Genomic DNA, 13,716 nt, shown 5'->3' with positions numbered 1-13,716 from the left:
AAGCGGGTGAGAGGGTCAACGAAACAAAAAAACAACCAACGGGCGCACAACCCGCGCACCCGCCAGCGAAGGGCCTACAAAGCCTTGCGCAGGTTGGCCGGCGCGATCTTGAGCGCCTCGCGGTATTTGGCCACGGTGCGGCGCGCGCACTCGATGCCCTGCTCCTTGAGCATGTCGGCGATCTGGCTGTCGGACAGCGGTTTGGCGGGGTTCTCGGCAGCGACGAACTGTTTGATGAGCGCGCGCACGGCGGTGCTCGATGCATTGCCGCCGGTCTCGGTGCCCAGGCCCGAACCGAAGAAATACTTGAGTTCGTAGGTGCCGATCGGCGTAGCCATGTATTTGGCGGTGGTCACGCGGCTGATGGTGGATTCGTGCAGGCCCAGCTCATCGGAGATGTCGCGCAGCACCAGCGGGCGCATGGCCAGCTCGCCGTGGGTGAAAAAGTTTTTCTGCCGCTCGACGATGGCGCGCGAGACGCGCAGGATGGTGTCAAAGCGCTGCTGGATGTTCTTGATGAACCAGCGCGCCTCCTGCAGGCGCTGCTGCATGCCCTGGTGGCCCTCGCCGCCCTTGTGGCCGCGAAGCGCGCCGGCGTAGATGTCGTGCACACGCAGGCGCGGCATCACGTCGGGGTTGAGCTGCACGATGAAGTTGTGCTGGCCGCTGTGCCCATTGGCGCGGCCGGCTTTGCGCACGATGACGTCGGGCACGATGATGTTGCGCTCCACATCGGCAAAGCGGCGGCCGGGGCGTGGCTCCAGCCGGGCAATCAGGGCCATGGCGGCGCGCGTGCGCTCTTCGCCATCGCCACAGGCCTGGGTGAGGCGGCGGATGTCGCGGCGCGCCAGCATCTCCAGCGGCTGCTGGCAGATGGAGAGGGCGGTCTGCACGGTGCCGGGGTCGATCCCGCTGTCTTCGTCGGCGGCCAGGGCCTTGAGCTGCAGCGTCAGGCATTCGGCCAGGTTGCGCGCGCCCACGCCCACGGGCTCCAGGCTTTGCAGCAGGCGCTGCGCCACGGTGAAACGGTGCACCAGCTCGTCGATCTGCTCGAGATTGCCCTCACCAGCCAGGCCCGTGGCCAGCTCTTGGAGCGGCTCTTCAAGGTAGCCGTCGTCGTTGAGCGATTCAATCAGGAAGCGCAGCGCGGCGCGGTCGATCTCGGACAGGCGCAGCGCCAGGGCCTGGCGGTGCAGAAACGACGTGAGGGACTCGTGCGAGCGCGCCAGCTCGGTGGCATCGGCCTCGTCGCCTTCGGAGTCGTTGCGGTTGCGGGCGGGCGCATCACCGCCCCACTCGGCATCGTTGGGCGCCATTTCCACGGTGCCGTCGCCGCTCCAGTCGGGTTCGTCCGCGCTGGTGCTGGGGGTTTCCGCATCATTTTGGCCTTCAGCGCTAGTGCTGCTTGCGCTGGCAGCTCCTGAATACATAGCATCATCGGCGCTGTAGTCGTCGGCCTGCGCGGGGATGTCGGCCGTTTCGAGGCCAAATTCCTCGCGCGGGGCTTCTTCGGCCGTGCGCTCCAGAAACGGATTTTCGTCGAGCATCTGCTCGACTTCCTGCGACAGCTCCAGCGTGGACAACTGCAACAGCCGGATCGATTGCTGCAACTGCGGCGTCAGCGACAGGTGCTGCGAAACGCGCAGGGAAAGGCCGGGCTTCATTGCATGAGCGCCGCCGGGCCGCCCCAAGGCGCGAAGGCCCCCTCGGGGGGCAGCGCAGTACACGTAGTGACAAGCGTGGGGGCCATGCTCACATTCTGAAGTGCTCGCCGAGATAAACGCGGCGCACCTCGGCGTTGTCCACGATCTCGGACGGGGTGCCCTGGGCCAGGACGCGACCGTCGCTGATGATGAAGGCGTGGTCGCAGATGCCCAGCGTCTCGCGCACGTTGTGGTCGGTGATCAGCACGCCGATGCCACGCGCCTTCAAAAAGCCGATGATGCGCTGGATCTCGATCACCGCGATCGGGTCGATGCCGGCAAACGGCTCGTCCAGCAGGATGAAGCGCGGCTGGGTGGCCAAGGCACGGGCAATCTCGACCCGGCGGCGCTCACCGCCCGACAGGGCCAGGGCCGGCGAATCGCGCAGATGGTCCACGCGCAGCTCCTGCAGCAAGGCGGTGAGGCGCGCTTCAATCTCGGCCCGGGGCAGGGGCTTGCCGTCGTCGCCGCGCTGCAGCTCCAGCACGGCGCGCACGTTCTCTTCGACGTTCAGCTTGCGAAAGATCGACGCCTCTTGCGGCAGATAGGACAGCCCCAGGCGCGAACGCCGGTGGATGGGCATGTTCGCCACCGAATGGCCATCGATGCGGATATCACCGCCATCGCAGCGCACCAGCCCCACGATCATGTAAAACGAGGTGGTCTTGCCAGCGCCATTGGGGCCAAGCAAGCCCACCACTTCGCCCTTTTGCACGACCAGCGACACGTCCTTGACGACCTTGCGGCTGCCATAGGATTTTTCGAGGTGTTCGACTTCCAGGCGGCTGCCCGTCTGGGTATCTGGGCCTTGACCTTGATTCACCGTCACAGCACTCACTTGCTTGCACCACCGAGCGAGTTGCTGGGACGCAGCACCGGCCCGCTGGCCGCGGGGGCCGGGGCCACAGCGCCGGCAGGCTGCTCCTTGGCCGGCGACAGCACGGCGCGCACGCGGCCGCCCGGGGCGGGTACATCGCCCGGCACGCTGGCGGCCGACTTTTTCTGGCCATCGACCGTGAACACGTCGGTGAGGTTGTTGTAAACGATGACGGCGCCCGACACATCATCGGTCACCACCGATTCCCGATAGCGGCGCATCTCGGCGCGGGTGATGAAACGCACGTTGTCGGCCTTGCCGTCGTATTCGATGATTTCACTCTCGCCTTCGATGAACTCGTCCGGTGCGCCGGCCGGGGTGTCGCGCTTTTGCCGGAAGAACGCGCGCTTGCCGGGCTCGGCCGTCACGACGCCGTACTGGTAGCCATCGGCATCCTGGCGCACATCGAGCCGCGCGCCGCGCAGCACGATGGAGCCCTTGGTCATGACCACCCGGCCCGTGAAAACACTGGTCTGCTTGAGCTCATCGTGGCGCAACGCATCGGCCTCGATGTTCATGGGCTTGTTGCGGTCGGCTTTTTCGGCAAAGCCCACGCCAGGGGCGCAGGCCAAGGCCGTCAGCAGCAGGATGGGGAGGAAACTTTTTTTCATGAGGCACGAATCTTGCACGGATTGTAGCCATGCACGGGGGGGGCGGCCCATAAAAAAAGCCCGCAGGCGCGGGCTTCTCGAACGGGTAGGCGCTGTGCGGGATCAGCCCTTGCGCGCCACGCCCGCCAGATACTCCACCACCTGCAACACGGTCTGCATGCTGCCGGCCATGGTGCCATCGGTATAGAACCGGCCAGCCACGCCCATCGAGGGAACGCCCTCCACGCCATAACCCTCTTGCAGCGCCGAGGCACGGCGCACCTGACTGGCCACAGTGAAGGAGGTATAGACCTCCTTGAACTTGGCGGCGTCCACGCCCTGCTGGGCCACCCAGGCAAAGATATCGTCATCCTTGGCCAGCTTGAGCTTTTCGACGTGGATGGCACGGAACACCTTGGCGTGCAGGGTGTCGAGCTTGCCCATACCTTCGAGCGTGAAATACAGCTTTTGCTGCGGCACGAAGCTGGCGTTGAATGCCACCGGAATGCGGCGGATGCTCAGGTCCTTGGGTGCTGCCTTGACCCAGGCATCGAGCGTGGGCTCAAACGCGTTGCAGTGCGGGCAGCTGTACCAGAAGAACTCGATCACATCCACCTTGCCGGCGGGCGCATCGGGCGTCAGCGGCTTGGCGAGCTTGGTGTAGTCCTTGCCCTCCTTGAACTGGCGCGCCTGCGCCAGGGCCGGCGTGGCCAGCGGCAGGGTCAGGGCGGAAGCGGCAACCACCGAAGCGGTAGAGAGGGAAAACTCGCGGCGTTTCATGAAAGGGACACTCCTTGTTCTGGTCTGGGGGTGTGAGACCGCCCCCACGAAAAAGTTCAGACGATGGCGGTGGCCGTGGCCATCCTAGCGCTGGACCCGCACCATCGCGGACTCGACACCGGCGCTTTCCAGTTTTTCTTTCAGCTGCTCGGCATCGTCGCGCTTGGAAAATGGGCCCACGCGCACGCGGTATACGGTGCGGCCATTTTGTTCACGCTCGCTCACGCGGGCTTCCCAGCCCAGCATGGCCAGCTTGGCGCGCTGGGCGTCGGCGCCCGACTGGCTGGGGAACGCACCGGCCTGCACGAAATAATCAAACGGATCCACCCCTGCCGACCGGGCCTTGGCCAGATCGCCCAGCGGGTCCGCCGAGGTGGCGGCCTTGGTATCGACCTTGGCGGCCGGCTTGGCATCGGCCGCCGCAGGCTTGCTGGCGGGGATGCGCGCAGCAGTGGCCTCGGCGGGGGCGGGGGCGGGAGCGGCGGGTGCCGCGCCATTCGCATCGGGCGCCGCTGGCGCGACCGGCGCGGCGGGTGGTCGTGCGGGGTTCTTGCCGTAAAGCGGCGAATTGGGGTCCCAGTTCTTGTTCTTCTGGGCTTCGGCTGCGTCCTGATCCACGCCACGCAGGCCGCCCTTGTTCAGAAAAGGCACCGGCACCTTGGTCACATACACGGCCACGGCCAGGGCAGCGCCCAGGCCGACGATGACCCCGACAATAAAGCCGATGATGGTGCCGCCCGTCTGTTTTTTCTTCATGGTAGTAACTGCTTACATTCTGGCTGGGGCCGATACGCCCAGCACGGCCAGGCCATTGTGCAACACCTGGGCGGTGGCGGCGACGAGGGCCAGGCGGGCGCGCTTGACGGTTTCATCCTCCACCAGGATGCGCTCGGCATCGTAGTAGCTGTGGTAGCTGGCAGCCAGGTCGCGCAGGTAGAAGGTGACGTCGTGCGGCGCCTCGCCTTCGGCAGCGGCGGTGAGCATCTCGGGGTATTTGGCCAATTGCAGCATCAGCGCCTGGGCCTGCGGGCCATCGAGCGCGGACAGGTCCGCGTCCTTGAGCGCGGCCACATCGCCACCGCCTTGCCCGGCCAAAGACTCTTGCCAGGCGCGCAGCACCGAGCAGATGCGCGCATGGGCGTATTGCACGTAGTACACCGGGTTGTCGTTGTTCTGCGCCACGGCCAGGTCCACGTCGAAGGTGTATTCGGTGTCGGGCTTGCGGCTGAGCAGGAAGAAGCGCACCGCGTCCTTGCTGGTCCACTCGATCAGGTCGCGCAGCGTGACGTAGCTGCCCGCGCGCTTGCTGATCTTGACCTCTTCGCCGCCCTTGACCACGCGCACCATGGTGTGCAGCACGTAGTCGGGGTAGCCCTGCGGAATGCCCACATTGGCCGCCTGCAACCCGGCGCGCACGCGGGCGATGGTGCCGTGGTGGTCGGTGCCCTGCACATTCACCACCTTGGTAAAGCCGCGCTCCCACTTGGTGATGTGGTAGGCCACGTCGGGCACGAAATAGGTGTAGCTGCCGTCGCCCTTGCGCATGACGCGGTCCTTGTCGTCGCCATATTCGGTCGATTGGAGCCACAGGGCGCCGTCGTGCTCGTAGGTCTTGCCCGCGTCGCGCAGCTTTTGCACCACGGCATCGACCTTGCCGCTGGTGTACAGGCTGGACTCGAGGTAGTAGTTGTCAAAGCGCACATCAAAGGCCTTGAGGTCCAGGTCCTGCTCGTGGCGCAGATAGGCCACGGCAAACAGGCGCATGCCGTCGAGGTCGTTCACATCGCCGCTGGCGGTGAACTCACGGTCGTCCGAGCGCACGGTCTTTTGGGCCAGGAAATCGGCGGCAATGTCGGCAATGTAGTCGCCGTTGTAGGCCGTCTCGGGCCATTCGGCGTCGCCGGGCTTGAAACCACGGGCGCGCATCTGCGTGGAATTGGCCAGGGTGGCGATCTGCACGCCCGCGTCGTTGTAATAGAACTCGCGGTACACGTCCCAGCCCTGGGTGTCGAACAGGTGGCTGATGGCATCGCCCAGCGCGGCCTGGCGGCCGTGGCCGACATGCAACGGCCCCGTGGGGTTGGCCGAGACGAACTCGACCAGCACGCGCGCATTGCGCCGAGGCTGGAAGCCAAAGCGCGCACCGGCGGCCAACACCTCGCGCACGACTTCCTGCTTGGCAGCAGGTTTCAGGCGGATGTTGATGAAGCCGGGGCCTGCGATGTCGATATCGGCCACCCAGCGCTGGTAAACCGGCGTGGCGAGCAGCGCGGTGCGCAGGTTTTCTGCCACCTGGCGGGGATTGAGCTTGAGCGGCTTGGCCAACTGCATGGCCGCGGTGCAGGCGAAGTCCCCGTGAGACGCCACCTTGGGCGACTCGAATGCGGCCTTGGCGCCCGCGCCGGGGGTGAGTTTTTCCAGTTCAGCCGCAAGCGCGGCCAACAAATCTTGTTTGACGGAGAGCATTGCCCGATTCTACGGGGCCGGTGCCAGACGCCCCCCCGGCCCAGCGCATCGAAACAGCCATCGGCCTGCCGCCTCCGTCATCCGCATTGTGGAAAAGGCCGTTGTATGCTGCAATCCGCCTGGGTTGACGTTCGATATCTGCCAACTTTTGGAGCCCTTATGAAACAACTTCTTTCCCTGACCGCACTGGGCCTGGCCCTGTCTTTTGGTGCCGCGCACGCGGCCGACACCCCTGCACCCGCCCCCACCAAGCAGCAGTCCAAAATGGCCACCTGCAACAAGGATGCCACCGGCATGAAGGGCGACGAGCGCAAGGCCTTCATGAAAACCTGCCTGAGCAACAAACCCGCCACGCAGCAAAGCAAGATGAAGACGTGCAACGCCGATGCCACGGGCAAGACGGGCGAGGAACGCAAGGCTTTCATGAGCGAATGCCTGAAGAAATAAGCCGACAGGTTCTCGTTCGCTCTAAAAAGCCCGCCGGCGCTGCCAGGCGGGTTTTTTTATGCCGCCCCGCAGACCTACCAGCCACGCGCCCAGAACACGGCAATCACAGCCACCACGGGCAGCACATGCGACTGCACCATGACCAGCCGGCGCACCCGCCCCACTTCGCGGGCTTCGGGCAGCGCGCCGGTGGCGCGCAGTTGGCGGCGCCAGCGCCGGAACGACAGCGTGGGCCCAATGGACAGCAGCACCATGACCACAAACAGCGTGAGCTTCAGATGGAACAGGGGCTGCGAGACATACCAGGACAGGCCCTTGATGCCCCACACCACGCGCGCCAGCCCCGTGAGCAGCAGAACCAGCGCCGTGACGCCATAAATCACATCCAGGCGCGCCAGCCGCTCGACCACGGCGGCATTCATCCATTCGGTGCGGCACAGCGCCGCCTGGCTCGACAAAAAGACCACCAGGGTCAGGATGGCCACCAGGTGCAGGCTGGCCAGGACGGCTTCGAGAGTCATTGCAGATCCTTGTAAACCCCGGCACAACGGCGCGGCGCGCAACACCCGGTTGGGTTACGCCGCCGTCCAGAAGCCGGGCTGGCTGTAATTGTGCTTGAGGAAATCGATCCACAGCCGCACCCGCAGCGGCATGTGCTTGCGCTGGGGGAACACCACGTAAATGCCATTGGGCGGCGCGGCAAACGCCTCCAGCACTTCCACCAGGCGGCCGGCCGCGATTTCCGCCTCCACCTCCCAGGTGCTGCGCCAGGCCAGGCCATAGCCCGCCAGGCACCAGTCGTGCAGCACCTGGCCGTCCGAACAATCGAGCGGCCCGCCGGGCTTGAGGTGCACCACCTCGCTGCCACCGCCCGCGGCAGGCATGCGAAACGCCCAGCCGCGCGTCTGCGAAGCTTCGCTCGACAAGGTAAGGCAGTCGTGCTGCACCAATTCGCCGGGGTGGCGGGGCGTGCCCCGGCGCTGCAGATAGGCGGGCGTGGCCACGCACAGGCGGCGGTTGTCGGCAATGCGCACGCTCACCAGCGACGAGTCGGGCAGGTCGCCCACGCGCACGGCGCAGTCAAAGCCCTCGCCGGCCAGGTCCACCACGCGGTCGCTGAGGTTGAGCGAGATGGTCACATCGGGGTGCGCCAGCCGAAAACGCGGCACCAGCGGCGCCACATGGCGGCGGCCAAAGCCGGCGGGCGCGGTGATGCGCAAATGCCCGGTGGCCTTGACGCCGCCTTCGGACACGCTGGCCTCGGCATTGGCCACATCCGACAACAGGCGCTGGCAGTCTTCCAGAAACGCGCTGCCCTCGTGCGTGAGACTGATGCGCCGCGTGGTGCGCACCAGCAGCTTCACGCCCAGGTGTTCTTCCAGCGCATCAAGGCGCCGCCCCATGATGGCGGGCGCCACGCCCTCGGCCTTGGCCGCAGCGGTGAGGCTGCCCCGCGTGGCCACCGAGACAAAGGATTCGAAGGCCTTGAGTTTGTCCATGGGCGCTGATTATGGATACGAATGGCTTTCAGGCCGCAGGACGGCGGCGATTCGAAAATCTGCATCAAATCTGCACCTAGCCCTTACTCAGCATGCGCAAATAGCTATTATTTCAATAGCAATCATCGACACTGCTTTTGCAAAAAAGTCATTGGTTTCGAGATATTCAAAGGCTTTATGCCGCCAGACAATTGCAATACAGTCTGCGCATGGTTCGCGCCAGCGGGCCCAGTGTCTGCATTTCCCTCCATTCTTTGACCTTAGGCATCGCACCATGACCGCACGCACCTCTGTCCACGGCCTGCAAGTGGCCACCTCCCTGTTCCGCTTCGTGGAAGACCAGGTCCTGCCCGGCACCGGCGTGCAGAGCAGCGCCTTCTGGAAGGGTTTTGACGCCATCGTGGCCGACCTGGCCCCGCGCAACATCGCCCTGCTGGCCGAGCGCGACCGCCTGCAAACCGAGCTGGACCGCTGGCACAAGGCCCACCCCGGCCCGATCACCGACATGGCGGCCTACCGCCAGTTTCTGGAAACCATCGGCTACCTGGTGCCCCAGCCCGCCCATGTGCAGGCCACCACCACCAACGTGGACGACGAGCTCGCCGTGCAGGCCGGCCCCCAGCTGGTGGTGCCCATCCTGAACGCCCGCTACGCGCTGAACGCCGCCAACGCCCGCTGGGGCAGCCTGTACGACGCCCTGTATGGCACCGACGCCATCCCCGAAACCGATGGCGCTGAAAAAGGCAAGGGCTACAACCCCGTGCGCGGCGCCAAGGTGATCGCGTTCGCCCGCAACGTGCTCGACCAGAGCACGCCGCTGGCCACGGGCTCGCACCAAGACGCCACCGGTTACCGCGTGGAAGGCGGCCAACTGGTGGTGGCGCTGAAAAATGGCAGCACCACCGGCCTGAAGAACCCCGCCCAGTTCACCGGCTACCAGGGCAATGCCGCAGCACCCTCGTCGGTGCTGCTGCAGCACAACGGCCTGCACCTGGACATCCAGATCAACCGCGCCACGCCCATCGGCCAGACCGACGCCGCCGGCGTGAGCGACCTGGTGCTGGAAGCCGCCCTGTCCACCATCCTCGACCTGGAAGACTCGGTGGCCGCCGTGGACGCCGAAGACAAGGTGCTGGGCTACCGCAACTGGCTGGGCATCCTGCAGGCCACGCTGACCGAATCGTTCGACAAGGGCGGCAAGACCATGACGCGCGGCCTGAACCCCGACCGCGTGTACACAGCGCCCAGCGGCCAAGGCGAAGTGCGCCTGCACGGCCGCTCGCTGATGTTCCTGCGCAACGTGGGCCACCTGATGACCAACCCGGCCATCCTGTGGACGGACGCGCAGGGCACCGTGCGCGAGATTCCCGAAGGCATCATGGATGCGGTGGTGACCACCGCCATCGCGCTGCACGACCTGCAAAAGGGCCACGGCAAAGCAGCAGCAGGCAGCACTGAAGGCGCTGCGGGCATCCGCAACTCGCGCAAGGGCAGCGTCTACATCGTCAAGCCCAAAATGCACGGCCCCGCCGAGGTGGGCTTTGCCGCCGAGCTGTTTGGCCGCGTCGAAAAGCTGCTGGGCCTGGCCGATAACACGGTGAAGCTGGGCATCATGGACGAAGAGCGCCGCACCAGCGTCAACCTCAAGGCCTGCATTGCCGCCGCGTCGGCGCGCGTGGCCTTCATCAACACCGGCTTCCTCGACCGCACGGGCGACGAGATGCACACCGCCATGCACGCGGGCCCGATGATCCGCAAGGGCGACATGAAGGGCAGCGCCTGGATCCAGGCCTATGAAAAGAACAACGTGCTGGTGGGCCTGTCGTGCGGCCTGCGCGGCAAGGCGCAGATCGGCAAGGGCATGTGGGCCGCGCCCGACCTGATGGCCGCCATGCTGGAGCAGAAGATCGCCCATCCGAAGGCCGGCGCCAACACCGCCTGGGTGCCCAACCCGACCGGCGCCACGCTGCACGCGCTGCACTACCTGCAGGTCAACGTCGCCGAGGTCCAGCAGGCGCTGGAGAAGATCGACGCCAACGCCGAGCGCGACGCGCTGCTGACCGGCCTGCTCACGGTACCCGTCAGTGCAAACCCCAACTGGTCGGATGCCGAGAAGCAACAGGAGCTGGACAACAACGCCCAGGGCATTCTGGGCTATGTGGTGCGCTGGGTGGACCAGGGCGTGGGCTGCTCCAAGGTGCCCGACATCCACAACATCGGCCTGATGGAAGACCGCGCCACGCTGCGCATCAGCAGCCAGCACATGGCCAACTGGCTGCTGCATGGCGTGGTGACCGAGGCACAGGTGAAGGAAACCTTCCGCCGCATGGCGGCCGTGGTCGATCAGCAAAATGCCGGTGATCCGCTGTACAAGCCCATGGCAGGAAACTTCGACACCTCGTACGCCTACCGTGCCGCAGTCGAACTGGTCACCAAAGGCACCGAACAGCCCAGCGGCTACACCGAACCCCTGCTGCACGCTTGGCGCCTGAAGCTCAAAGCGGCCGCATAAGGGTGCGCATGGCCTGCGGCGGCACTGGATCGTCATTGCTATAAAAAATATAGCTTAAAGCGATTGCTACATAAGCGCTACAAGGCTTTTTTTGCAATAATGAAGGGCACCTTTTGGGGTGCCCTTCTTTTGGGCCCGCCACCTTTACACGGGCAGTCATCCCACCGGGCGACTGCCCTGACTGCCCGCATATGTCTCTGCCGCCCCTCGATACCAGCGTCTGTCCTTTATGCGGGCAAGGCAACCAGTGCGCCGTGGCTGCCGGGCAAGCGGTCGATGCCTGCTGGTGCATGTCGGCGCAAATTTCGGCCGCAGCGCTGACTGCAGTGCCTGGTGCCCTGCGCGGGCGCGCCTGCATCTGCCCGACTTGCGGGGCCTCGGCGCCGCAGAAAACCGACCAGCAGCCACCCGGTGTGCCGATATGATCAGGCTTTGCATTGCGAGGAGCTACTGAACCCATGACACAGCCGTCCGGCTCGATCGCCGCGCTGCGCGAGCGCTATGGTGACCGCTACCGCTGGCTGCTCCTGCTTTCCGTGATGGTGGGGACCATGGCGTCCATCATGTCGTCCACCATTGTCAATGTGGCGATACCGGACATGAGCCACTACTTCACACTGGGCCAGGAACGCGCCCAGTGGGTGACCTCGGGCTTCATGGTGGCCACCACCGTGTCGATGCTGACCACACCGTGGCTTCTCTCTCGCTACGGTTACCGGGCCACTTACGTCAGCGCCATGGTGCTGCTGCTGGCGGGCGGTATCGGTGGTGGTGTCGCCGGGCATTTCAGTCTGGTTCTCGTCGCGCGTGTCGCCGAGGGACTGGCGGCCGGGGTGGTGCAGCCCATTCCCGCCGTGATCATTTTGTATGCCTTCAAACCCCATGAGCAGGGCCGCGCCAGCGGCATTTTTGGCATGGGCGTGGTGCTGGCTCCCGCCATCGGGCCCAGCGTGGGAGGACTGCTGGTGGACTGGCTTGGCTGGCGCTCCATTTTCTTCATGGTCGTGCCGCTGTGCCTTGCGTCCATCGCGTTGGCCTATAAGTTCGTGCCCACCACCGCTCCTGGTGGTGTGCAGGCAAATCGCCGCAGCGAGCCGCTGGACTGGCGCGGCCTGGCATTGGGCACATTGGGCACACTGTGCCTTCTCAATGGTCTGGTGGCGCTGCACAGCGGTCCAGACGCCGAGGCCGCCCTGTTGCTGGGCGGCGCCGTGCTGTCACTGCTATTTTTCCTTTGGTGGCAACGCCGCGTTATGCGGCGCGGGCAAAAGCCCCTTATGGACCTGCGGGTGTTTGAATACCGGCAGTTCGCCATGGGCAGCGTGGTCGCGTTCATCTATGGCACCGCGCTGTTCGGCTCCACTTATCTTCTGCCCGTCTTCATGCAACTGGGGTTGCAGCTTTCGCCGTCGCATGTGGGCACCATCATGCTGCCCTCCGGCATTGTGCTGGCGATCACCATTCCTCTGGTTAGCCGCCTTGGCGACCGGGTTGCCACCCACTGGCTGGTCAGTACGGGCCTGGTGTTGCTGGGCCTCTCCTTTGCGCTCATGATTCTGGTGGGCCTGCAGTCGGCCCTTTGGACGCTGGTGCTCTTTGCCGTGCTTGGCCGAATCGGGCTGGGCTTCATCCTGCCATCGCTCAATCTGAGCGCCCTGCGGCCGCTGGACAAGGCGCTTATCTCCCAGGGCTCCAGTGTCATTGGTTTCGTGCGCATGCTGGGGGGCGCGGCAGGCGTGAGTCTGTGTGGCATCGTGCTGGAATGGCGCCTGGGCGTCCATGGGAACTCGCTGGCGGCCACCACCACCAGCCCCGCACGCATCGCAGCGTTTGGCGAGACCTTTCTGATGCTGGCAGGGCTTTGCCTTCTTGCCCTGATTGCAGCATGGCAATTGCGCAGCGCACCAGCGCAGGCAGGCGCTGAACAGCGCCCCTGACCATCTATGTCACCACACCACAGGGTCTTTCCATGTGCCAGCTGCTTGGAATGAACAGCAACACCCCCACGGACATTACCTTCAGCTTTCGGGGGTTTGCCCAACGTGGCGGCAATACGGCGGACCACGCGGATGGTTGGGGCATCGCCTTCTTTGAAGACCGGGGCCTGCGCCACTTCGTGGATCATCAGCGCGCCGCAGACTCGCCCATTGCGGAGCTCATCCGACACTATCCCATCAAGAGCCTCAACGTCATCGCCCATATCCGCAAGGCCACCCAGGGCCCGGTCAGCCTGCAAAACTGCCACCCTTTCGTCCGGGAACTGTGGGGGCGCTACTGGGTTTTTGCGCACAACGGCGATCTGAAGGAATTTCGGCCCCGGTTGCATGCGCATTTTCATCCGGTGGGCAACACCGACAGCGAACATGCCTTTTGCTGGCTGCTGCAAGAACTTGCGAAATCGCATGCCGGAATGCCCCGCATCGAAGAGCTCACACGCACGTTACGCGAACTGACGCCGCGGATTGCAGCGCACGGCACGTTCAATTTTCTGCTGTCCAACGGAGAAGCACTGTGGGCCCACGCATCCACCCACCTCTATCACCTGGAACGGCACCATCCTTTTGCTGTGGCACAGCTCTCGGATGAAGATCTCAGCATCGATTTCGCCCCCCTCACCACGCCGTCGGACAGAATTCAGTTGCTAGCAACAGAGCCGCTGACGGTGAACGAGGAATGGAAGGCATTTAGCTCGGGAGAGCTCAAGGTATTTGTGGGTGGGAGCGAGGCAGGCAAGGAATAGCGTTTGCGGCGAGTTCGATGGAGAGTTGGCGAAACGCCATCCGGCCCGATTCCTAGCGCAGTTTTCGCCCGATTGCGGATGTGGGGCGATTTGAGAGAGGTG

13 protein-coding genes are annotated in these 13,716 nt (G+C 64.9%); 5 read left to right on the top strand and 8 right to left on the bottom strand.

From position 1 onward, the window contains the following. Positions 1-74 precede the first annotated feature (74 nt). From J8G26_RS13745 to argS, 6 genes are all read right to left on the bottom strand, one after another. Positions 75-1,664 carry an RNA polymerase factor sigma-54 gene (locus J8G26_RS13745; RefSeq protein ID WP_210569585.1) on the bottom strand — a complete coding sequence of 530 codons (1,590 nt, stop codon included), beginning with the start codon at positions 1,662-1,664 and terminating at the stop codon, positions 75-77. 88 nt (positions 1,665-1,752) lie between these two features. Further along, positions 1,753-2,541, bottom strand: coding sequence for an LPS export ABC transporter ATP-binding protein (gene lptB, locus J8G26_RS13740; protein ID WP_210569583.1), 789 nt, complete (start codon positions 2,539-2,541; stop codon positions 1,753-1,755). After that, positions 2,538-3,191 carry a lipopolysaccharide transport periplasmic protein LptA gene (gene lptA / locus J8G26_RS13735; RefSeq protein WP_087747875.1) on the bottom strand — a complete coding sequence of 218 codons (654 nt, stop codon included), beginning with the start codon at positions 3,189-3,191 and terminating at the stop codon, positions 2,538-2,540. Before lptA ends, lptB begins: the two co-directional genes overlap by 4 nt. 102 nt (positions 3,192-3,293) lie before the next feature. Beyond that, entirely contained in the window at positions 3,294-3,950 is a 657-nt protein-coding gene (locus J8G26_RS13730) for a thiol:disulfide interchange protein DsbA/DsbL (protein WP_087747876.1), read from the bottom strand. 84 nt (positions 3,951-4,034) lie between these two features. Beyond that, complete coding sequence (locus J8G26_RS13725) at positions 4,035-4,706, bottom strand: SPOR domain-containing protein (RefSeq protein ID WP_210569581.1); 672 nt, start codon at positions 4,704-4,706, stop codon at positions 4,035-4,037. Between the two features lie 12 nt (positions 4,707-4,718). Further along, positions 4,719-6,416, bottom strand: a complete 1,698-nt coding sequence (argS, locus tag J8G26_RS13720) for an arginine--tRNA ligase (protein WP_087747878.1) — start codon at positions 6,414-6,416, stop codon at positions 4,719-4,721. 159 nt (positions 6,417-6,575) lie between these two features. Here argS and J8G26_RS13715 point away from each other — a divergent pair, with 159 nt between their 5' ends. Beyond that, positions 6,576-6,863 (top strand): PsiF family protein, encoded by a 288-nt coding sequence (locus J8G26_RS13715; protein ID WP_087747879.1) that lies wholly within the window; start codon positions 6,576-6,578, stop codon positions 6,861-6,863. A 74-nt stretch (positions 6,864-6,937) separates the two neighbouring features. Here the strand turns inward: J8G26_RS13715 and J8G26_RS13710 are convergent, their stop codons facing one another. Further along, a complete protein-coding gene (locus J8G26_RS13710; protein ID WP_087747880.1) occupies positions 6,938-7,384 on the bottom strand; it encodes a DUF2214 family protein in 447 nt (148 codons plus the stop codon). 54 nt (positions 7,385-7,438) lie between these two features. After that, a complete protein-coding gene (locus tag J8G26_RS13705; RefSeq protein ID WP_087747881.1) occupies positions 7,439-8,362 on the bottom strand; it encodes a LysR family transcriptional regulator in 924 nt (307 codons plus the stop codon). A 274-nt stretch (positions 8,363-8,636) separates the two neighbouring features. Between J8G26_RS13705 and J8G26_RS13700 the strand changes: the two genes are divergently transcribed. The 4 genes from J8G26_RS13700 to J8G26_RS13685 all read left to right on the top strand — a co-directional run bounded on the left by J8G26_RS13700 (position 8,637) and on the right by J8G26_RS13685 (position 13,614). Then, the gene (locus J8G26_RS13700) at positions 8,637-10,874 is read left to right on the top strand and encodes a malate synthase G (RefSeq protein ID WP_210569579.1); all 2,238 of its coding nucleotides are present in this window, start codon (positions 8,637-8,639) and stop codon (positions 10,872-10,874) included. A 191-nt stretch (positions 10,875-11,065) separates the two neighbouring features. After that, positions 11,066-11,299, top strand: a complete 234-nt coding sequence (locus J8G26_RS13695) for a cysteine-rich CWC family protein (protein WP_210569577.1) — start codon at positions 11,066-11,068, stop codon at positions 11,297-11,299. Positions 11,300-11,332: 33 nt separating this feature from the next. Continuing rightward, a complete protein-coding gene (locus tag J8G26_RS13690; protein WP_210569575.1) occupies positions 11,333-12,811 on the top strand; it encodes a DHA2 family efflux MFS transporter permease subunit in 1,479 nt (492 codons plus the stop codon). Between the two features lie 32 nt (positions 12,812-12,843). After that, entirely contained in the window at positions 12,844-13,614 is a 771-nt protein-coding gene (locus tag J8G26_RS13685) for a class II glutamine amidotransferase (RefSeq protein WP_210569573.1), read from the top strand. Positions 13,615-13,716: the final 102 nt, after the last annotated feature.

The sequence above is a fragment of the Acidovorax sp. JG5 genome, assembly GCF_017939685.1.
Lineage (GTDB): Bacteria > Pseudomonadota > Gammaproteobacteria > Burkholderiales > Burkholderiaceae_C > Acidovorax.
Note: the sequence above shows the minus strand (reverse complement) of the source record. Positions and strands in the feature narration are given on the sequence as shown.

What these genes read in the sequence shown, in the direction of transcription:
- J8G26_RS13700 (WP_210569579.1), top strand. Translation starts at nt 8,637, where the DNA reads ATGACCGCACGCACCTCTGTCCACGGCCTGCAAGTGGCCACCTCCCTG.
- J8G26_RS13695 (WP_210569577.1), top strand. Translation starts at nt 11,066, where the DNA reads ATGTCTCTGCCGCCCCTCGATACCAGCGTCTGTCCTTTATGCGGGCAA.
- J8G26_RS13715 (WP_087747879.1), top strand. Translation starts at nt 6,576, where the DNA reads ATGAAACAACTTCTTTCCCTGACCGCACTGGGCCTGGCCCTGTCTTTT.
- J8G26_RS13730 (WP_087747876.1), bottom strand. Translation starts at nt 3,950, where the DNA reads ATGAAACGCCGCGAGTTTTCCCTCTCTACCGCTTCGGTGGTTGCCGCT.
- J8G26_RS13710 (WP_087747880.1), bottom strand. Translation starts at nt 7,384, where the DNA reads ATGACTCTCGAAGCCGTCCTGGCCAGCCTGCACCTGGTGGCCATCCTG.
- argS (WP_087747878.1), bottom strand. Translation starts at nt 6,416, where the DNA reads ATGCTCTCCGTCAAACAAGATTTGTTGGCCGCGCTTGCGGCTGAACTG.
- J8G26_RS13725 (WP_210569581.1), bottom strand. Translation starts at nt 4,706, where the DNA reads ATGAAGAAAAAACAGACGGGCGGCACCATCATCGGCTTTATTGTCGGG.
- J8G26_RS13685 (WP_210569573.1), top strand. Translation starts at nt 12,844, where the DNA reads ATGTGCCAGCTGCTTGGAATGAACAGCAACACCCCCACGGACATTACC.
- J8G26_RS13705 (WP_087747881.1), bottom strand. Translation starts at nt 8,362, where the DNA reads ATGGACAAACTCAAGGCCTTCGAATCCTTTGTCTCGGTGGCCACGCGG.
- J8G26_RS13690 (WP_210569575.1), top strand. Translation starts at nt 11,333, where the DNA reads ATGACACAGCCGTCCGGCTCGATCGCCGCGCTGCGCGAGCGCTATGGT.
- J8G26_RS13745 (WP_210569585.1), bottom strand. Translation starts at nt 1,664, where the DNA reads ATGAAGCCCGGCCTTTCCCTGCGCGTTTCGCAGCACCTGTCGCTGACG.
- lptA (WP_087747875.1), bottom strand. Translation starts at nt 3,191, where the DNA reads ATGAAAAAAAGTTTCCTCCCCATCCTGCTGCTGACGGCCTTGGCCTGC.